This window comes from Coleofasciculus sp. A1-SPW-01 (assembly GCF_040217205.1).
GTDB classification, from domain to species: domain Bacteria; phylum Cyanobacteriota; class Cyanobacteriia; order Cyanobacteriales; family Coleofasciculaceae; genus Coleofasciculus; species Coleofasciculus chthonoplastes_A.
In genome coordinates this window covers 1-20,320 of sequence record NZ_JAVJNP010000167.1, presented here as the reverse complement: position 1 = coordinate 20,320, position 20,320 = coordinate 1, and the positions used below count along the sequence as shown (strand labels likewise).

The window sequence follows — 20,320 nt, the reverse complement described above, 5'->3', positions numbered from 1 at the left end:
ATAAGTGGCACAATATATATTTCCTATTCATGAATAAATGTAGGCGACCTGAGCGATTAACTTCGACAAAAATAAACGATAGATCGTTAGTATATAGAGCAGACGTGCAACGATGACTATGCATCCAAAACTACAAAAAGCTTTTGAACACCGCCAAGTCCTCAAGGTTATTAGTGGCTTGAATAACTTTGACTCCCAACGGGTGAGTGCTACCGTTAAGGCGGCGGATCGGGGTGGTGCGACGTTTGTCGATATCGCCGCTGATCCAGATTTGATTCGTCTTGTAAAAGGGTTGACAAATCTACCAATTTGTGTTTCTGCCGTAGAACCCCAGCGATTTGTCAATGCAGTGGAAGCCGGGGCAGATTTGATAGAAATTGGGAATTTCGATAGCTTCTACGCCCAAGGGCGGCGGTTTGAGGCAGCAGAGGTTTTAACCTTGACCCAACAGACGCGATCGCTCTTGCCTGATATTACTCTATCCGTTACTGTTCCGCATATCCTGACGTTAGATCGGCAAGTGGAACTGGCACAAGAACTGGTGCAAGCCGGGGCAGATATTATTCAAACCGAAGGCGGTACGAGCAGTCAACCTCGTTCGGCGGGAACCTTGGGCTTGATTGAAAAAGCCGCTCCCACCTTAGCCGCTGCATCGGAAATTTCTCGCGCCGTATCTGTACCTGTACTCTGTGCTTCTGGCTTATCCAGTGTCACCGTACCTATGGCAATTGCCGCAGGCGCGGCTGGCGTTGGCGTTGGTTCGGCGGTGAATCAGTTAGACAACGAAGTGGCGATGGTTGCGGCTGTCCGCAGTTTGGTGGAAGCCTTGGCAACGGTTAACCTAACACGAATAGGCGTTTAAGTCATTCGAGTTCCCTCCCCTTGACAAGGGGAGGGTTAGGGAGGGGTTAATTGTTACCACTCTTTATCCCTAGTGCAGCTTGGCAAAAATACTTGAGCAGCTTCGTAGATACGATGAAGCAGGGGGAGCAGAGGGAGCAGGGGAAGCGGGGGGTGCTAATTTAGCCGGATCAAATCTCGCTGGCGCGAACTTCAGCAATGCAGATTTAACTAAAGCGTACTTGGTTAATGTGAATCTTCAGGGTGCTAATTTGCATTCTGCTCGTTTGGTCGATGTTAATATGGCAAGAGTTAATTTGAACGATGCTGATTTGAGTGAGGCTAATTTAAAAGGGAGTAATCTCGAACGGGCAACTCTAGAAAATACTAATCTCAGAAAAGCCAATTTGGATGCGCGGAGAACCAGTCGAACGCTTCTCTCCTCTGCTAACTTTCAAAATGCAGATCTCAGTAATGCGTCTTTGAGAGGTGCTTGGTTAATGGCAGCTAATCTGGAAGGAGCCAATCTCACGGAAGCAAATCTGAGTAGTGATATCTACAAAGAAGCTAACATGGTCTATACCCATCACACCAATTTAATTGGTGCAAATTTAGTCAATGCAAATCTAACTGGGGCAAGTTTGGTTCATGCTTTTTTAGTCGATGCTAATCTACTTAATGTCAATCTAACGGGGGCAAATCTGAGCCATGCTTTTTTAGTCAATGCCAAGCTCATCAACGCCAACCTGAGCAATACTGACTTAGAAAAGGCTAACTTTGAGAATGCTAATCTAACGGGGGCTAACCTCAGTAATGCCAATCTGCTTAAGGCTTTCTTGGTGAATGCGAATTTGAGTGAGGCGAATTTGAACTCCGCTCGTCTTGTGGATATTAACATGAGTGGCGCTAATCTCAATGGCGCTGATTTAAGTGATGCTGAGTTGAGAAAATCGAATTTATGTGGGGTGACGATGCCAGATGGTTCTACCTCGAATACAGGTTGTGAAGCCAGTTAACCGTTGGGGTTAACGACTTATAGCACTACGAGGTACGGAAAGGACATCAGTTAGTCCAAGAGGGAACAGGGAACAGGGAACAGGGAACAGTAAAGAATATCCTAATCTGTCTTAGTACCGCTATAATTTCTTTTCCTTCAGCGTGTTCGCGGGAGTCCTCGGCTTCAGGAAACCTGATGGATCTAGAAATTCATAAAAATCGTTGAATTATCGACTAATATCTTAATAATTTGTGAATAAAAATTGCCAACTCTGAATTAACCATCCTTAACGTTTTATAGTAGAAATGCCTAACGACCAATCAAAAGTTCTGAGGCATGAGTATGGTAAATCTGGACATCCGATGGGACGCGATCGCAAGCTACGCAAGTTATGATAACTCCAACTATTTCAATTGGGCAAAGCCGTCAAGGAATACGGCTGCACCGTCTGGGAGAATCGCTTGTCGCTTGGTGCATTCGATTCCGGGACGGGTGCGATTTCGCGTGCCTCGGTTGGTGGATGATGCTGATTATGCCCATTGTTTAGAAGCATTGATGGCGTCCCAAGATGGGATAACTCAGGTGCGTATTCGTCGCGCCGCCGCCTCTATTGTAATTGGCTATAACACTCAGAGGCTGTCTGATGTTCAGATGCGTAGGGTGTTGCTGGAGTTGATTCAAACCTCTGGAAGACGAGACAGGGAGCAGGGGAGCCAATTTGTAGGGGCGGGTTTGACCGATAACGTTACCCAAGAAACCGCTAACTTGACTAAACCCGCCCTACTTGGGGAATCCCAATCCCCAAATCCCAATCCCCAATCACTAGACGAAAATGATTGGTCTGAATTGAAACGTCCCGCCCTGGCTACTCTCCTCGCCCTGTTAGCCGGTCCGTTGCGCCTGCCCATTCCTCAATCGCTGGTGGCGGGTTCTGTCGCTGTGGCGGGGTTACCTGTGGCGAAACGTGCCATCACCAGTTTGCTGGGGGAACGTCGGCTCACGATTGATAGCTTGGATTTGGTGGCGATTACTTTATCTTCAATTCAGGGAAACTGGCTGACACCCGCCCTGATGATGACACTTCACGAATTAGGAGATATTATCCGCGATCGCACGGCTCGTTCGTCTCAGGCTCAAGCCACGGATTTACTCGATTCTATCGGACAATATGCTTGGGTGGAGTGTAATGGGGAAAAACAGCAGGTTCCATTGACTGAGGTAAAACCTGGGGATACTGTAATCGTTTATCCGGGCGAACAAATTCCCGTTGATGGCATGGTATTGCGGGGAAATGCCACGATTGATCAACAGAAACTCACTGGGGAATCTATGCCTGTGGTACGAGAAGCTGGACAAACCGTCTATGCATCCACATTAGTGCGATCGGGTGAATTGTATATCAAAGTGGAACGAGTTGGGGCAGATACCTGCGCGGGTGCGAGTATTCAGTTAGCCCAGCAAGCGCCCGTCCATGATACCCGCATGGAAAATTATGCGGCACAACTGGCAGAACGGTCAATTATGCCCGCGTTTCTCCTCGCCAGTGGGGTTTGGGCAATTACTCGGAATCCGGCTAGGGCAGCGTCTATTCTAACCCTAGACTTTGTTACCGGGATGCGTGTCTCGATTCCCACCACCTTTCTTGCCGCCCTCACCCATGCCACGCGCCATGGTATTTTAGTCCGTTCGGGACGAGCATTGGAACAACTTGCCCAGGTGGATACGATTGTTTTCGATAAGACGGGAACGTTAACGCAGGGGAATATTCAAGTTGTGGCGATGGAAACCGTAACCAATCGCTTGTCGGCACAACGTATCTTAGAACTTGCAGCCGCAGCAGAACAACGGTTGACTCATCCAGTGGCTGAAGCGGTAATGCGTTACGTGGAGGAACAGGGTATTGAGATCTTACCCCGTGGTGAGTGGAATTATGAAGTCGGATTAGGTGTGCGGGCTGAGATTGACGGTGAGAGAGTATTAGTAGGAAGCGATCGCTTTTTGCGGCAAGCTGGGATTAGTGTGGATTGTTTTTATGATCAGCATCCCTGTTGTCGTCAACTCTGGGGGTGCCAGCAAGATTGTCCCATTTCGGCTGATTCTTCCTTAATTTATGTGGCGTGTGAGGATGAATTCCAAGGGGTGATTCAATATAAAGATCCCTTGCGCTTAGAAAGCCGCCGGGTGATTCATCAGTTGCAGCATGAGTATGGCATGGAGATTCATCTGCTAACGGGGGATAGCCAAACTAAAGCCGTAGCCGTGGCGCAGGAGTTAGAGATTCCCTTGTCTCAGGTTCACGCCGAAGCCTTCCCCCAAACCAAAGCTGAGGTGGTGCGTCGGTTAAAAGAACAGGGGAAAACGGTAGCGTTTACCGGGGATGGGTTAAATGATTCCGTGGCGCTGGCGTATGCAGATGTATCGATTTCCTTTGGTGATGGTTCAGCGGTGGCGAGGGAAACAGCGGATGTGGTGCTAATGGAGAATGACTTAGCTAGTTTACTGGATGCGATCGCGATCGGTAAACAAACTCTGGCAATTGTCAAGCAGAATACAGCCTTAGCTGTTACTCCCAATGTGGCGGCGTTGGGATTGGCGTCAACGGTGGGACTTCATCCCCTAGTTGCCACAGGGGTGCATAATGGGAGTGCGATCGTAGCTGGGTTAAATGCATTGCGACCTTTAATGCATCGGGATTAGAAGAAGGGAACAGGGAACAGGGAATGTATTCGTTGCCCGATTACACAAAAATGTAGAGACGTTGCATGCAACGTCTCTACACCTTAGATGGTAGGCGAGATAGGCGTTAAAACTTATCGGTTTCAGAGGGTGAACTGCCTCCTCCTGGTTTGGTAAGGAATAAGTTATCCTCTACCTCATTCTGATAGATACATTCAATTTCTGGATTACCTTCCAATGGACCGGTGAAGCCAAAGGTATTCATCCGATTTTTACAGGATTTCACTTGATCCGAAGTAACCAGGTTCCGTTTCTCTAAAATTGCCCAGTTGTTCCGGCGCAAAACACATCCGGGGCGCATACTCGGCTGGGTGACGTAAACGTTAAAGGGGTTGAGGGTAACAAAAACCCGCATATCTGTAACCATCGCACTGGCACCATACTGGATACATAATTCCGGATTGGGCGCACTGCGGTCAATAGCTTCACGGGATGCTACATTTTCCAGATTGGGACTGGCGGTGGAACTAAAGGCGATACCGACGCCAATTCCCAGGATAAAAATCCCGCCGAGAATGGCTAGGGTGGTGGCGTTCAGGATAGAAGCGATGGGGTTAGTTCGACGTCTCATAGGGGTTGAATCAACTTTACTAAAATTGCCAGGGAATGATTAGAGGGATATTAAAATACCAGACGGTCACTTTTAAGACCCTATATCAGGAACTAAGTATATTTTATCGGGATTGACACTCCCCGACCATGCTACTGCATAGACGGGGATTCTTGGTTCCCTGACTCACTGTTAACCTGAAGTTCCCCTTTGACAAATCGCTACACTGTATGCATATCTTGGCTTAGAGCGATTTGGCTGACAGCTTCACTCTTGTCAAATCACATTTGGCTAGACTTGATGTTGTCTATGTTGTCTACTAAGACCACATTAAACGTCCCTTCAATCTTCCTCATCACTCTTGAGGAAATCACCCACGTACAGTCGGATAAATTCTGCTGCTGCATCAGGATTGAGGCTATGAAGTGCCTCAGCAATCTGCACCACGGTTTCGGCTGAGGGATCTCGATTTTCGTGAAACCAGTGAAATACAACTGAACGATCAACCTTCAAAGTTACGGCTAGCTTGTTTTGACTGATGCCGTATGTCTTCAATGCTTGTCTGAGAGCTTTTCCCGCTTTTCCCATACCTCTAATCGTGTCAGAGGATGATCCGCAAGTAAATGTTGTTGGAACTCACAACATCTGGCAGAATTGATCTAGATGTTGTTGGAACCAACAACATGATTGGGTATAAATCAGGTGAACTCAAATGCAAGCGTACTTTGTGCCAAATGACAATCAATTGCCCTCTGCTCAGGTTTCTATTCAGGCTTCTAGCGATCCAGTTTCCAGGAAAGAATTTATTAAGGTGATGGTGATTGGTTCCCGTAAAGGGATCAACAGCATTATCAAAACGCTGCATCGCTTACGGTTTGCCGAGGTAAGGGAATGGAGTCCACCGATTCCTTATGGTGCTTCGGGAGAAATGATGAGTCTGTTGAGGCGACAGATCATGGTGGATTGAATCCTGGGTGTGATTCGCTGGCGCGATATAGCAGAAGGCAGGTTTGTTATTGATTAAATTGAGAGGTTATCGCTAACTATCATAAGGGTACGGCAATGCTGTACCCCTACCCAATCAATTATCCCTGAGATGGGGTAGGGGCACGATAATATCGTGTCCTGATATAGCTAGATCAAACCATTACCTTAAGCGAATTCCTCAACCTACCAGAGACAAAACTTTTCCTTATTTTCCTAACGTTGCAACCCGTTTCCTCTACCTTGGACTAATGGATTCTCAACCGCTTCTCTGTACTGCTCAACCTCTTCTGTGTACGCAATTGGCAGAACACACTCCACATTTTCATGAGGGCGGGGAATAATCACCCACGATTCTAAGGTTGCACCATAGGTTTTTTCAACGGCTGCAATTCCAGCATCCATGGCGGTTTTTACCTCGGAAACATCGCCACGAATATTCAGATTAAAACGAGCGCTACCAACGCGGATATAGCCGACTATGGTCACTCGACCCGCTTTAACCATAGCATCTGCGGCGGCTAATATACCGGGAAAACCCTTGGTTTCAATTGACCCAACTGCTACTATTGACATTGCCAATCTCCTCAATCAATGAATTAATGAACTCAAAAACTTATTCTACGAATTATGGGTATTTTTTCAGGAACATACTCTTTGTCTTTAGCTTTTAATCGCGAACCAGACATAGAGTCACTGAAACATTTCCCCTTCTCTTACTCAGTTAAAATGAGCGAAACTGTTCAACTTGACTGGTATATTCAATCGGTAGAACGGTGTCAACATTTTCGTGGGGATTAGGAATGATGTAGTAACCGGTTATCTCAGCGCCGTGTGTTTTCTCCACCGCTTCTAGACCCGCATCTACAGCCACCTTAACTTCAGATATTTTGCCCCGAACGCTGACCATAAAGCGACCACTTTCATTGCGATCAAACTTCACCAGGGTAACCGCGCCAGCTTTGACCATGGCGTCTGCTGCGGCAAGTACCCCAGGAAACCCTAACGTTTCAATCGTCCCAACGGCTGCGGGCATGATTGCTCTGTTACCTCCACCTCAAAAGATTCTATCAAACTATATTGTACGGGGCTTTATCACCCATTGAGGTGAAATTATAGATTATTTTTTAGCTTAACGCCGGAAGCCCCACACCATAGCGGTACTCCGCTTGGTGTCGGGATGGATAGGCGGGTCATCGGAGGGACGGAGATGACCAAGTTACACGGGAGCCGGAAAACGGGCAATGAGACTTCTAACTAACTCGGATTTTGTCATTCCGCGCCTAGTAGCTTCTTGTTCTAGTTGCCGCATTTCATAGCTAGTAATTCTGATTTCTAGTTTTTTATCTTTCACTTCGGCTCCGCTCAGTGACCATTTTGTACTGACAGGTGTTCATCCATATAGTATACTGTTGCATAGGTCGATAAACAGGAGAAAGCAAGTGAGAACAGCCTACCAGTACCGATTGCGTCCAACCAAACACCAAGTCACAGAACTAGACAGATGGCTATCAATGCTGTGCGCTCAGTACAACTATCTATTAGCAGATAGGTTCAACTGGTATGAACAAAACCGTTGTTCCGTTAATGCTTGTCCTCTGGTTTGTCACCTACCCGAATTAAGGGACAATCCTGACTACTACAGTCAAAAGAAAACTTTACCGCATCTCAAAGAGACACATCCTTGGTACGGTGAGATTCATTCTCAAGTCCTTCAAGATGTAGTTAAGCGAGTGAAGGTGACATTTGACCGGTATCTTTTGGGTGATAGCAATGGCAAAAGAAGTGGTAGACCTCGGTTTAAGGCTCGTAACCGTTATCGCACTTTTACCTATCCTCAGATGAAAGAGGGATGTCTACAAGGTAAATTGATTAACTTACCGAAACTTGGGAAAATTAAAGTCATACTGCATCGTCCCATTCCTGACGGGTTGAAAATCAAGACCGCATCTGTTACATTGAAAGCTGATGGTTACTATTTAACGCTTTCCCTCGAAGACAAAACAGTTCCAGAAATCAAGCCAGATTTTAACCCGGACAGAATCGCTGGGATCGATATGGGATTGAAGGAATTTTTAACGACTTCTGATGGCGAAACCATTGCTATTCCTCAACATTACCGCAAATCTCAAAAACGTCTGCAAGTTCTCCAAAAGCGAGTATCTCGTAGAAAAAAGGGAGGCAACGGTAGACTCAAAGCTATCAAGCAACTAGGAAAACAACACAAGAAAGTAGCAGACAAGCGGAAAGACTTTCACTTCAAGACAGCTAATTATCTGCTGTCAAAGTACGACGTAGTGGCTCATGAAGAGTTGAACATCAAAGGACTTGCTCGTACAAGATTGGCTAAATCCGTGCTAGATGCTGGGTGGTCAAACTTTCTGTCGATACTGACAAACAAAGCCGACAATGCTGGGAAAGTTGGTAATCCCAGTCAGCGCCCATAATACCTCACAGGATTGCTCCAATTGCGGCGAGAAAGTACCTAAAAAGCTGTTTATGCGTTGGCACAACTGCCCTGATTGTGGGTGCAGTCTTGATCGTGACCACAATGCAGCTATTAATATCAGAAATAGAGCGGAGGGGCATCCCGTTCTTAAAGCGCAACGCCTCCTAAGCAATAGCCGGATTGGTTGCGAAGCCTACACCATACCTGTACTCAGGTTGGTGTAGGAGTATGTCACATGGGATAAAACTTGATCAATTGATACGTCTTAATGGGTCGCATCTCCGGACGACGGCTTAGCGTTGACAGGTAACGTCACCGTCACCGTTGTCCCTTTGCCTACCTCACTCGCGATCGCAATCTGCCCCTGATGCAAGTCTACACAATTTTTAACAATAGACAATCCCATCCCCGTCCCGGCAATTGTGCTGACATTGCTGGCGCGGAAAAAGGGGGAAAATAATCGCGGTTGCTCCGATTCGGGAATACCAATCCCTTGATCTTGAACCTGGATGATCAGGGTGTCATCCTCGCGGCGTAGGGACAAGGAAACCGTAGTACCTTTGGCAGAATACTTAATCGCATTGCTGAGGAGATTGGTGACAATATGTCGCAGCATCTGCTTATCCAACTCCGCTTCACCAGACGAGAGTTGAGGATTATAGGTCAACGTATAGCGATCGCCAACCATCAGTCGCTGTTCATCTACCAATTGCAGACAAAAGTCTTCCATATTCAACGGTTCGGGATTAAACTGAAGTTCGCCAGCTTGGGCTTTATTAAACGTGAGAACCTCTTCCACCAGTTGAGCCATCTGCTTGACGCCCATTTGAATTCGGTCTAAATAGGTTTGTTGTTTCTCCTGTGATAACTGGGTACTGTAGCGTTTAAGGAGTTCCGTTGAGGTTAAAATGACTGCCAAGGGCGTGCGGTATTCGTGGGAAATCATTGCCACAACCCGAGATTTCAGTTCGCTCAATTCCTGTTCAGTGGTTAAGGCTTTGCGAATTTCGGCTTCAGCTTTTTGACGTTCGGCGACTTCCGTGGCTAGTTTAACCCGTTCCAGTTCTAAGGCTTGGGCTTGACGACGTTCGCTGATATTGCAAACGACTAAAACAGCACCCTTGATGTCATCATCATTAGGGCGCATTAAGGAAACGTGATCGACGATGGGCGTTTTGGTTCCATCTCTAGCAATCAACAGGCGATTATGTCCTTGATTCGGCACAGGTTCACCCCGCAGCAGCCGTATCACCGGGTTTTCCACAACTGTATTCGTGGCTTCATCGAAAATTTGTACCACTTCAGTAACGGGTTTGTCCATCGCTTCAGTAGACGACCAACCCGTTATGGTTTGGGCGATAGGATTCATATAGGTAATGCCGCCTGTTGCATCCGTTGCGACTACCGCATCATGGGTTGAGTCAAGAATCGTGGAGAGAAATTCCTCGCGTTCGATTAACTGCTGTTGGGTTTGATGCTTATAAAGGGCAATTTCGATGGTAATCCCTAAATCGCGTTGATTAAAGGGCTTGACAATATAGCCAAATGGCTCTGTCACTTTCGCACGCGCCAAGGTAGCCGCCTCGGAGTGTGCCGTCAGGTAGATGACGGGTATTTTAAATTGGTTGCGAATCTGCTCGGCGGCTTCAATTCCATCCATGTCTCGGTGTTTGAGAACAATATCCATCAACACCAGATCTGGACAAGTTTGCGCGACTTTAGCGAGGGCGGCTGTACCTGAATTGGCGATATCTACCACGTCGTAACCCAGTCGTTTGAGTTGACCAGCAATGGCTTGAGCGGTAATAATTTCATCTTCGACAATTAGAATCTTTGCCCTTGCCACGCCACTAATCCTCGATGTACTACAGTCCCAACTCAATGGTAATCCCAAAGATGGGGGAGATGAGGCAGATGAGGACAGTCATGGTAAAAACGTACCATGGTGTATCTGTGTGTAGGGGCGGGTTTAGGGACTAATATTGATGGTTTTCCTTAGCTTGGCTGCAAAACCCGCCCTGACCAAATGACAAATGACGAATGACAAATGACCAATGACCAATGACCAATGACCAATGAGATAATCCCCCGCCTGTCACTCGGGGGAGAATCAAGAGAGGACACCAAGTTTGATAACAGATGCTATGAAACTGTTGATGTATCAGTTACCGCCTCAACATTTTGGGCAGTCTTGCCATTGGTATGATTGGTATGACCATTGCCATTGCGAGGCTGAATCACACCATATCCGCCGTGATTGCGTTCATAAATGACATTAATCTCGTCAGTTTTCGCATTCCGGAACATATAGAAGTCATGATCGACCAGTTGAAGCTGTTCCGTGGCTTCTTCGATAGTCATCGGCGGCATGGCGAAATATTTCATCCGCACGACTTCTGTGGGCAGTTCGGGAGTGCGATCGCCAATTAGATCCTCAACCACAGGTGCTTCATGAATAACAGCACCAGTTTTCGGTTGGGTCTGAGTTTTCTTTTGCTGCTTTTCTTTGTATTTACGCAGTTGGCGCTGAATCTTATCGGCAACCAGATCGATACTGGCATACAAGTCTTCGCTACTCTCCTGGGCACGAATTACGGTTTTATTGGCATAAATGGTAACTTCGGCAGTTTGCTTCGTGTTGATCCGAGGATTACGGGCAACAGAGAGATGCACGTCCACCTCAGTCGTCATATTTTGAAAGTGATTGACCGCTTTTTCTATTTTTTGATTAACATATTCTCGAATTGAATCAGTGATTTCAATGTTCTTGCCCTGGATCACAAGCTTCATACTGACTACTCCGTCCTGTACTATTGTGTCGTAATAGAGCAGAGCTAGGGCTGGTCTTAGTTGCTCTTGGAGGATACTCCTATTGTAGGACTGACTGTCGTGACTTCCGGATGTAAGCAGCAATACTTTACAAAACTGTAACTTTCCACTCAGGGAATCCGCTAAAAACAGTAGATAAGGGAAATGGGGGAGTGATCTGACAACTCCCCCTACACCTGTGCCTGAACGGATAAGTTAACCCAAAATACAACCTGTCCGAGGCGGTAAGTCGATCGCCAAATGGTTTTGATTCCAGGTGAAGCTGGCGTCACCGTACACGATTTGATGGCGTGGTGATAACTCTGGCGGCACTTCCACCTGAACTTGGGCGGTTGTGGTTCCGGCATTAACGGCAATAATTAATTCATCTGCCTCCAGTTGACGGGCAAAGACATACGTCATTCCCTTAGCGAACAGCACTTGATAGCTACCTGTACGCAGTGCGGGGCGATTATGACGCAGGGCAATAAGCTGACGATGACAATCGAGAATCTCTGGATTCCATTGAGATTCTAAGGGAAAACCCCGTCGGGAGTCTGGATCTAATGCGCCAGGTAACCCCACTTCATCGCCATAATAGATGCTGGGGGCACCGAGAAAGGTAAACAGTAATAGCGTAGCTAGCTTAACGCTTTCGATCGCTTCGGCGGATGGATCGTTTTTCCCTCCTTCAGCAATAGATAGCAGTCGGGCTGTATCATGACTGGCTAGCAGGTTGAGTTGGGTGAGTTGAATTTCCCAGGGGTATAACTGTAACAGATGCTCGATTTTAGCCGCATAACCGGGTGCATCTAGGGGCGGATAGGGTTCGTAAGAAGGTTGTTCGACGTAGTCCCGAATCACGCGATCGCCTGCGGTAAAGGCAATGGTGGGTCCGGTGAATAGGTAGTTCATTACCCCGTCAAATTGAGTCCCATCTAGCCACTGACGGGAGTCTACCCACACTTCGCCGACAATATAGGCATCTGGGTTAATGGCTTTGATGCGATCGCGAAATTCTTGCCAAAATCCTGGCGCTTCAATCTCATACGCGACATCTAAGCGCCAACCATCGACGCCGAGTTTAATCCAATATTCGGCAACCTGCATAATATATTCCCGCACGTCGGGATTATCATGGTTAAATTCAGGTAACGCCCGATTGCCTTCCCAACCGACATAGTTAGCGGGTTTGTCGCCATCATAGGCTGATAGGGGCCAGCGCTCAATCTTAAACCAATCTAACCACGGCGAATAAGGACCATTTTCGAGAATGTCATGGAAGAAGAAGAAGCCGCGACTGGCATGGTTAAATACACCATCCAGGACGACTTTCATCTCCCGCTGATGACATTCTTCCAAGAGTTTCATGAATGTACCATTCCCCCCTAATACCGGGTCGATCTGATAATAATCGTGAGTGTGGTAACGGTGGTTACTGGCAGATTGAAAGATGGGAGTAAAGTAAATGGCATTAATGCCTAAATCTTGCAAATAATCAAGTTTTTCCATTACGCCCCAAAGATCTCCGCCCTTATAGCCTTGTAAAGTGGGCAGGGCATCCCAGGGTTCTAGGGGAAGGGTTTTAGCCACTTGCGAATGGGGTGGATTGCCTTTGGCAAAGCGATCGGGAAATATTTGATAAAAGACGGCGTGCTTCACCCAATCGGGGGTCTGAATCTCCATTGATAATGGTCTAACTCTTCTCTACTAGAGTACAAGTCTGGTTCGCTAAATACGATTTATGTTATGAAGTTAATATTTTACCCGAAAACTGTCTTTAAGCCAAAGAAAAAGATTTGTAACGAAATTGGATGATTTCTCAATTGTGCCAATGATGAAACCACTCAAGGATTACTGTGCGGCACTGGTTGACGAAAATCTTATGCCAACAGCACTTAAGGTAGCTGCCATGGTTGGTTCTATTCTATTTCTGATTAATCACGGTTCTGCCGTAGTACAGGGCAAGATGACGCGCGATCGCTGGATTTCTGGATTACTCACCTACCTGGTTATGGAGTGAATATTCATGGGCAATATATCAGTCGCTCTCGAAAACGATGATGGAATTTTGTCAGAGAACAGGCAACAGGGAACATATAATGCAGATATTATCTAAATGTCATCTGTCATCTGTCATAAGTCGTATATTTATCGAATTCGGTGATTCATCCCCGACCCTACTAAAAAGTTGGTTGGGGATGAATCGAATGGTTTAAGCCGCCATCATAATTTCCTTAGCCGTGCTAATTTCTTCGGACGTAGTTTTACACCATCCTTCAATATTGAGTTCTTGCAACACATCTTTTCCGGCTGGAGTCGTATTCATCTCTAAGAGAACACGCTCTAATTCACTCTTATGAGCCATAGCATTGGGACTAATATGGATACTATGAAAGATGACCTTTTCCTCCGATTCAGCAAAAGCATTAATCCTCGCCTTGGTATTGGATGAGAGTTCCTGGTAGGTGTCTTTATAGACAATGCCGAAAGGCGCTTCGTTTTTGGACACACTATTGATCACTCCTAACCAAGAGGATTTATCCAACAGTTGTGCAGGTACAATTCCTTTTTCTTTGAGACTATGTAAAGCCACCTTACTCGGTAGCATACTTTTGACAGTGGCAAGGGTTTCCTCGTGCAGCGAATCTAAGGTTGGATTGGCGATATCCTGATGGGCAATATACACCACTTCATCATAGAGATTGATCGGACGAACCACCGCAGAAAAGCCTTGTTCCCGCAGGCGGATACTATCAGCAGGGTTGGCGTAAACAATATCGGCTTGATCGAGATGTTGATGAAAATCCTCGAAATCCAGGGAAACCTCTAAATGTACGTTGACATCAAGCTGATTATTCAAATATTGGATGAAGCGAAACCATCGATCTGGTTTTTTGGCTGTATCATGGGGACAAATCATCAGGGTTAACTTGTTCATGGAGGGGTCTATTTTTTACGTGCATTGGTGGAAGACGATTGTTGTCTTCCTCTGATTCCTTTTTTCATGGAAATTTAACGCAATCAGGAATGGGAAGTATGGCTTTTATGTATGGAATTTCATCAGGTGATAGAGTGAGATATATGAACTGATGAATTAAGCGGGACGCTTTGGGGAGGGCGGGTTTTGTTGGGAGCATCCCAATTTGGCACGTTGGCTCTTTAAATGGGGCTGAAACCCTTACAATTGCGTTACTTTAGGTAATGCTTTGTCCAAAACGGGATGCTCCCGTTTTGTTGAACAGTTATCGGTGACTAGCTGAATTGTGTCCCTAAACCCGCCCCTACAATTGTCCCTAAACCCGCCTCTACAATTGTCCCTAAACCCGCCTCTACAATTGTCCCTAAACCCGCCCCTACAATTGTCCCTAAACCCGCCCCTACAATTGTCCCTAAACCCGCCTCTACGATTGTTCCTAAACCCGCCTCTACGATTGTTCCTAAATCCGCCCTGACGATTGTTCCTCAACCCTCATCTTACCTAATATTGTCCAGAAAATTACCCATAATAAAAACTTCTCCCCATCTCCCCCTCTGCCCCTCAACCCATCACCGTAATTATTGGTATTCAACCGGACATGATATAAACAGGGGGTTGAAACTGTTGCCTGTTGCCTGTTGCCTGTTCCCTCTCCCTACCACAAAACTTATTCAGCAGTCTCTAATTATTACTGATTACTTACTCCCATTCTGGACCTGTCAATGTGCCTCGCAGACGCCAGTTTCCTGGGGGAGAAAACACCTCTAAAAGACCACTATTTAATTCTTGCTGAACATAAGGACTATCCAACACCGCCCAATCGTCGAGAACTCGCTCTTTCCCATTAATTTGAGCTAAACCCGCTCCTCGATTGGGTTGATAGGTGATCTGTAAGCGATCGCCCGCTAAACTGGTATAGGTAATCTGACCCATTATCTCCCAGGAGCGTTCGCGAATCTCAGTTTGGTCAAGGGCTTGCTGTAAAGCCTCTACTGTGGGATAATCATCAACACTAGCTATATCGGTAATCCAAGCGGTATTCCTGCCGATTGCTGCTAACACCTGGTAATCAGAATATTTCTCCGATACCTGATTTTGCCAGTCTATCTGTTCACCCCAAGGGCGGGCGCAAAGGAAGGTATTTTCAATCCGCCAAATATACCAATCCTTATAGCGCTGAGGTTTCCCATATCGAGTTGGTAAAACTAGGTGAGAACGCCCCGGTACATCGGCAGCTTGATCTCGTGGATTTAAGCGTAACTGATAAATCACTGCGCCCTTTTCTTGGACGTATTGATCACCTGGAGAACGCCCTGTCGCCATGTCTGAATGATAGGTTCCACCCAAACTAACAACGGCATTGTTTTGTCCTTTGGGATCGCGGATGACTAATTTATAGGTAGCATATTGGGCATTAATAGTGCCTTTGACTTGATACGAACGACTGGGGTCAATTAATGTACCCAAACTATAATCTTCAGTCACATAAAAGGTTTCCCAAAATCGGTTGTCTTGGTGATAACTATAATAACCAGGATGACTGGCTTTAAGCTGAAAGGGTAATTCGATTTCCTTACGGGCGATCGCTCTCAATTGAGGCGGCGGACGATAATCACTTAATGCAGCAGGTAATGCTACCCTAGTCACACCCCGATCCATACGCTCAACAGGTGTCAACCCTTCGACTCCGCTCTGGGTCAAACTATCCCCCCACCAAATCCAAGCCACGCCACTCAAACCACTATCATCCCACGTCCCGCGATCAAACCCGCGACTTTCCGCACCACCTGCGGTTCCCCAACTGAAGCGCACCGCCATATTAACGGCGTACCAATCTAATGCGGCTTTCGCCAACTGGCGCAATTCGGGAGTATCGGCAAAATCATAGAGATTCAGCAAACCTGCGATCGCATACCCATAATAGGTCGAAGAATGAAACTCTCCCTGTCCAATTGTCAGGAACTTATTTAATTCTGCCCTTAACCAAGCCTCATTTGTCGCCGCCGTCGCCGGGAGAGGCGTAGGGAAACCACTTCCATCCATCAGCGCTAAACCGGAAATACGCTGCATGAACATATGATTTTCTGTACCCTGTTCCAGCCACTCGCGCACACGCGGCGAATCCACCATACTACGGTAAGAGGCTTTTACCGCTTTGGGCATGGTATCTCGGAATAAGAAGAAGATGCGAATATCGTAGGGGCTGCGAAAGTGATAAAGATCCGGTTTTCCTTCATCTAAACCCAAGAGTATATCCCAGATTTGCTGGCGATCGTATTGTTCCCCTAAGCTGAGGCGGGCAAGAATAACTGGAAGTAAGTATTTATGGGGATCACTAATCGTGCGAGTACGCCACCAGGTATCTAATCCCTCTAAATCCGCCGCCGCCACCTTTTCCCGAATCGCCAAACTCCGCGCCCGAAATGCGGCTTCTGTTTCCCCTTCATCTAAAATACGGTCTTTGAGCAGGGTTTGTGACTGCCCCGAGCCGCCCCATTGCCACTGTGACAATAGGGAGCGACTCAGGGGAAAATCTGCAGCCCAATCCGCCGTACCGACGAGTGCGGTAAGAGTTGTCAGCGCTAGAACTAGGACTTTGACTTTCATCGATATCTAGCTATCTCGAATTGCTGGAACCGTCGCTAGGGTTCGGGCGGCTTTTTTCATGGCTTCAATGTCAGACGGTGACCAAGGATGGGTATCTTGACAATGATGAGCCGCGAGTAATCCCCATAACCGTCGCGGTGTAAGGATCGGTACGACTAAATTGGCACGTACTTTAAGGCTATGCAAAAAGTCGCGGTGACAGGGATCGATGGGTTCGGCTTGAATATCTGCGATCGCTCTTACTCGTCCTGCATAATACAACTCGGCATACTCGTCATTAAAGCATTCATCGCCGCCAGTCGAGCCGAAGATGGAGTATTTGGGAGAACTCAATGACTCGAAGGTGACTTGACCTTTCCACTCGTAATAGAAATAATAGAGAACCACGCGATCGACGGCTAACACGTTTCGCAGATAGTCAGTCGTTCCTTGAATTAGTGTATCCCGTGCCAAATTCTTAGCAAGACGGTCAGCAAAGGATCGTAAACCTGGATCACCCGTGGTCATCGATTGGTCAGAATCAGAGTTGGCTTTGGGATTCCCTGGCACTGGCTGATTCATGTTAAGTCCCAATTATTGGTTACACTGGCTATTTTATCGTTTGCGGGGGATTGGTGAAGTTTTGATCCTTCACTTCGTTCGTCAGGAACCTGGTTTTAACCCTTCGCTTGGCTCAAGGGGTCTCAAGGGGTCTGGTTTTGTGTAGGGGCGGGTTTAGGGATTTTCTTTTCGCTATTGATGACTAATATTTGTTCAAAACCCGCCCTGACCGATGTTTAGGGGCTGGTTTTGTTGAACCGTTATCGGTGACAATTAATCAGCAAGGGCTGGTTTTGTTGAACCGTTATCGGTGACAAGCTTACTTGAGTGTCTAAACCCGCCCCTACAGTGTCTAAACCCGCCCCTACAGTGTCTAAACCCGCCCCTACAGTGTCTAAACCCGCCCCTACACTTGACTTATGACTTCGCAAGGAATTGTTACCGTAAACGTTGTGCCAACTCCCGGTTCACTGGTCACGCTAATATTGCCACCCTGTACGATAACACAAGTTTTAGCAACCGTTAACCCTAATCCTGAACCCGGAATACTATCAATATTTTTCCCACGGTAAAAGGCTTCAAATACATGAATAATATCATCATCCAGAATGCCAATCCCCTGATCGCAAACTTGAAAAATTACCTCAGCTATTGTACAATTTAGCCGTAAAATAATAGTGCTACCTGGCGGAGAATATTTAATCGAATTCGTTAGTAAATTGATCAAAATAGAACGCAATAGCTGTTCATCCAAACAGGCACGGCTACAGTCTGCCTGCCTAACCAACTTTAAATCATACGGATTGTCAGGATTACGCAGTATCTCCGCTAAAATTCCTTGACAAAACTGTTCAAGATTCACTCGCCTTGGCTGGAACTCCAATTGTCCCGTTTCAGCACGATTTATGATAAGGATATTATCTAACATTTGCCGCAGGCGTTGAGTTGCGGCTTCGATCCGTTGCAGATTTCTGATTTTTTTATCTGGAGAAAATTGATCCGAGCAAAGTTGTAAGAGTTGAACGGAGGCTAGAATCGTACTCAAGGGGGTGCGAAATTCATGGGACACTAATGAAAAAAAGCGTAGCTGGAGTTGGCTCAGTTCTTGCTGGCGTTCGAGTTGGCGACGCATTTGTTCGGCTTGCTGGCGTTCGGTGATATCAATACCAATACCGATGAAATACTTGACGGAACGATTGTCATCCAGCAGGACTGTACTATACCAGGAAATTAGGCGACGAGTGCCATCTCGTGTAATCCAGTAATTTTTATGCTCGTTGGGAAAGTGACAGGCTTGGAGTTCTTTAATAATGGTTTTTACTGATTCAATGTCTTCAGGAATTAAAAACAAATCCCAAATATACTTTCCCTTTACTTCGTCAAAGGAGTAGCCGGTTAGTCGTTCACAGGTATGATTAAATCTGATAATTCGTCCCTGTTTATCCAGAACGGTAATTAAGGCATTAGCGGTATCAAGAATGACTGAAAGAAAATTCTGTTCTTGCAACTCAGCTTGTTGGCGATCGCGAATCTCTGGAGACAAAAATCTGCTGTTGTCATTGTCTTGTTCCAGTTGCCTAAGTCGCACCCAAAAGCGATAATAGATGCCAATTAGTAGCAGTATACTGAAACCGTTAGTGATGGTGATTAACAATAGAGGATGCGCCGGAACCACCGGGGGAGCAAATCCCATTAACCGCCATACATAAACAGCGATCGGACTACTGAGAATCAGTAATGCTAAACCCAAACCAGCAAGCAGATTTTTGGGTTGGATAGAATGTGTCATTTGTTACTTGTCATTGATCATTTTTCATTAGTTATACTCGCTCCCGACAAGAAGCAAGCTACGTCACTCGTCCGATTAGTTAACTGTGATTACTGAATCGATGCTTTAGAGGATGAGTAGAGCCAATGTTAAGGCTGGTAAAGTAGAAATTAAGATATAGCGCATCTGCTATATCTACTTGAGTTGGCTTACCGATTTATTCAATCAATTGGCTATGAAAATCTTGTTGGTGGAAGACGATATCGCGCTCGCGGAAGCGCTCACAGAGGCGCTTGTCGATCAAAATTATGATGTTGATGTTGTCAATGATGGGGAAGCCGGCTGGCGACAAATTACAAGCCTCTATTATGACTTAATTTTGCTAGATGTCATGCTCCCTAAGTTAGATGGTATCAGTTTGTGTCGGCGTCTGCGTTCTAACAGTTATCACGGCTCAATCCTGATGATCACAGCCCTTGACACCAGCACGGATAAGGTGAACAGTTTAGATGCAGGCGCTGATGACTACGTAGTCAAACCCGTTGATTTGCCAGAACTGTTAGCTCGCATTCGAGCGCTGTTGCGACGGGGAGGATGTTCAGTACCGCCAGTGCTAGAGTGGGAGCGATTACAGCTTGATCCAAGTTGTCATGAAGTAATCTATAATCAACAGCCTGTACATTTAACCCCGAAGGAGTATTCCTGCCTAGAGTTGTTTTTGCGAAATAGTCAGCGCATCATTAACCGTGAGTTTATCATTGAGCATTTGTGGTCTGCCGAAGCCACCCCCTTTGAAGATACCGTTAAAGCTCACATTAAGAGCTTGCGTCACAAACTCAAAGCCGTGGGAGCGCCCGATGATTTGATTGAGACGGTTCACAGCGTTGGTTATCGGTTGAAACCCTTTTCTTAATCTTTTCTTTAGCTGAACGCCGGAAGCCTCACGCCATATTTGTACTCAAATTGGCGTGAGATGGATAGGCGGTCAATCGATGGGGTTCAACACCCCTGAGATTGACAACCTGCGTATCAACTCACGAATAACATCAGATTGGGTTCTT

At 46.4% G+C, this 20,320-nt stretch carries 17 protein-coding genes and 1 pseudogene; 7 read left to right on the top strand and 11 right to left on the bottom strand.

Translation table 11 applies throughout. The features are described from left to right. Nucleotides 1–112 precede the first annotated feature (112 nt). The 3 genes from RH949_RS24985 to RH949_RS24975 all read left to right on the top strand — a co-directional run bounded on the left by RH949_RS24985 (nt 113) and on the right by RH949_RS24975 (nt 4,534). Complete coding sequence (locus RH949_RS24985) at nt 113–862, top strand: DUF561 domain-containing protein (protein ID WP_044205091.1); 750 nt, start codon at nt 113–115, stop codon at nt 860–862. Between the two features lie 79 nt (nt 863–941). Further along, entirely contained in the window at nt 942–1,856 is a 915-nt protein-coding gene (locus tag RH949_RS24980) for a pentapeptide repeat-containing protein (protein WP_446356944.1), read from the top strand. A gap of 323 nt (nt 1,857–2,179) precedes the next feature. Then, nucleotides 2,180–4,534 carry a heavy metal translocating P-type ATPase gene (locus RH949_RS24975; protein WP_446356942.1) on the top strand — a complete coding sequence of 785 codons (2,355 nt, stop codon included), beginning with the start codon at nt 2,180–2,182 and terminating at the stop codon, nt 4,532–4,534. A gap of 106 nt (nt 4,535–4,640) precedes the next feature. Here the strand turns inward: RH949_RS24975 and RH949_RS24970 are convergent, their stop codons facing one another. Both RH949_RS24970 and RH949_RS24965 read right to left on the bottom strand, forming a co-directional pair. Beyond that, complete coding sequence (locus RH949_RS24970; RefSeq protein WP_006098983.1) at nt 4,641–5,144, bottom strand: DUF3172 domain-containing protein; 504 nt, start codon at nt 5,142–5,144, stop codon at nt 4,641–4,643. 321 nt (nt 5,145–5,465) lie between these two features. Continuing rightward, nucleotides 5,466–5,711, bottom strand: a complete 246-nt coding sequence (locus RH949_RS24965; protein ID WP_006098931.1) for a helix-turn-helix domain-containing protein — start codon at nt 5,709–5,711, stop codon at nt 5,466–5,468. Between the two features lie 124 nt (nt 5,712–5,835). Here RH949_RS24965 and RH949_RS24960 point away from each other — a divergent pair, with 124 nt between their 5' ends. Next, on the top strand, nt 5,836–6,090 hold the full coding sequence (locus tag RH949_RS24960; protein WP_006099052.1) for a hypothetical protein: 255 nt from the start codon (nt 5,836–5,838) through the stop codon (nt 6,088–6,090). 233 nt (nt 6,091–6,323) lie between these two features. Here RH949_RS24960 and RH949_RS24955 read toward each other — a convergent pair whose 3' ends face one another. Both RH949_RS24955 and RH949_RS24950 read right to left on the bottom strand, forming a co-directional pair. After that, nucleotides 6,324–6,683: a carbon dioxide-concentrating mechanism protein CcmK gene (locus tag RH949_RS24955; protein WP_446356939.1), complete on the bottom strand. Its 360-nt coding sequence runs from the start codon at nt 6,681–6,683 to the stop codon at nt 6,324–6,326. 148 nt (nt 6,684–6,831) lie between these two features. Continuing rightward, entirely contained in the window at nt 6,832–7,143 is a 312-nt protein-coding gene (locus tag RH949_RS24950) for a carbon dioxide-concentrating mechanism protein CcmK (protein WP_006099036.1), read from the bottom strand. 406 nt (nt 7,144–7,549) lie between these two features. Between RH949_RS24950 and RH949_RS24945 the strand changes: the two are divergent. Beyond that, nucleotides 7,550–8,780 (top strand): annotated as a pseudogene (locus RH949_RS24945) (RNA-guided endonuclease InsQ/TnpB family protein). 41 nt (nt 8,781–8,821) lie between these two features. On the opposite strand, the gene RH949_RS24940 reads toward RH949_RS24945, so the two are convergent. The 3 genes from RH949_RS24940 to RH949_RS24930 all read right to left on the bottom strand — a co-directional run bounded on the left by RH949_RS24940 (nt 8,822) and on the right by RH949_RS24930 (nt 13,050). Continuing rightward, nucleotides 8,822–10,402 carry a hybrid sensor histidine kinase/response regulator gene (locus RH949_RS24940; protein ID WP_006098797.1) on the bottom strand — a complete coding sequence of 527 codons (1,581 nt, stop codon included), beginning with the start codon at nt 10,400–10,402 and terminating at the stop codon, nt 8,822–8,824. Between the two features lie 296 nt (nt 10,403–10,698). Next, nucleotides 10,699–11,346, bottom strand: a complete 648-nt coding sequence (gene hpf, locus RH949_RS24935; protein WP_006098773.1) for a ribosome hibernation-promoting factor, HPF/YfiA family — start codon at nt 11,344–11,346, stop codon at nt 10,699–10,701. Nucleotides 11,347–11,580: 234 nt separating this feature from the next. Next, complete coding sequence (locus RH949_RS24930) at nt 11,581–13,050, bottom strand: glycoside hydrolase family 13 protein (protein ID WP_446356935.1); 1,470 nt, start codon at nt 13,048–13,050, stop codon at nt 11,581–11,583. Nucleotides 13,051–13,198: 148 nt separating this feature from the next. Here RH949_RS24930 and nrtS point away from each other — a divergent pair, with 148 nt between their 5' ends. Next, nucleotides 13,199–13,387 carry a nitrate/nitrite transporter NrtS gene (gene nrtS, locus RH949_RS24925; RefSeq protein ID WP_269546247.1) on the top strand — a complete coding sequence of 63 codons (189 nt, stop codon included), beginning with the start codon at nt 13,199–13,201 and terminating at the stop codon, nt 13,385–13,387. A 192-nt stretch (nt 13,388–13,579) separates the two neighbouring features. Here the strand turns inward: nrtS and RH949_RS24920 are convergent, their stop codons facing one another. The 4 genes from RH949_RS24920 to RH949_RS24905 all read right to left on the bottom strand — a co-directional run bounded on the left by RH949_RS24920 (nt 13,580) and on the right by RH949_RS24905 (nt 19,280). Further along, nucleotides 13,580–14,305, bottom strand: a complete 726-nt coding sequence (locus RH949_RS24920) for a phosphate/phosphite/phosphonate ABC transporter substrate-binding protein (protein ID WP_006098914.1) — start codon at nt 14,303–14,305, stop codon at nt 13,580–13,582. Between the two features lie 738 nt (nt 14,306–15,043). After that, on the bottom strand, nt 15,044–16,951 hold the full coding sequence (locus tag RH949_RS24915) for a hypothetical protein (protein WP_446356932.1): 1,908 nt from the start codon (nt 16,949–16,951) through the stop codon (nt 15,044–15,046). A gap of 6 nt (nt 16,952–16,957) precedes the next feature. Beyond that, on the bottom strand, nt 16,958–17,512 hold the full coding sequence (locus RH949_RS24910; RefSeq protein WP_006098954.1) for a GAF domain-containing protein: 555 nt from the start codon (nt 17,510–17,512) through the stop codon (nt 16,958–16,960). 385 nt (nt 17,513–17,897) lie between these two features. Further along, nucleotides 17,898–19,280, bottom strand: a complete 1,383-nt coding sequence (locus tag RH949_RS24905) for a PAS domain-containing sensor histidine kinase (protein WP_446356930.1) — start codon at nt 19,278–19,280, stop codon at nt 17,898–17,900. A gap of 214 nt (nt 19,281–19,494) precedes the next feature. Between RH949_RS24905 and RH949_RS24900 the strand changes: the two genes are divergently transcribed. Then, on the top strand, nt 19,495–20,172 hold the full coding sequence (locus RH949_RS24900; protein WP_044205098.1) for a response regulator transcription factor: 678 nt from the start codon (nt 19,495–19,497) through the stop codon (nt 20,170–20,172). The last annotated feature ends 148 nt before the right edge of the window (nt 20,173–20,320 follow it).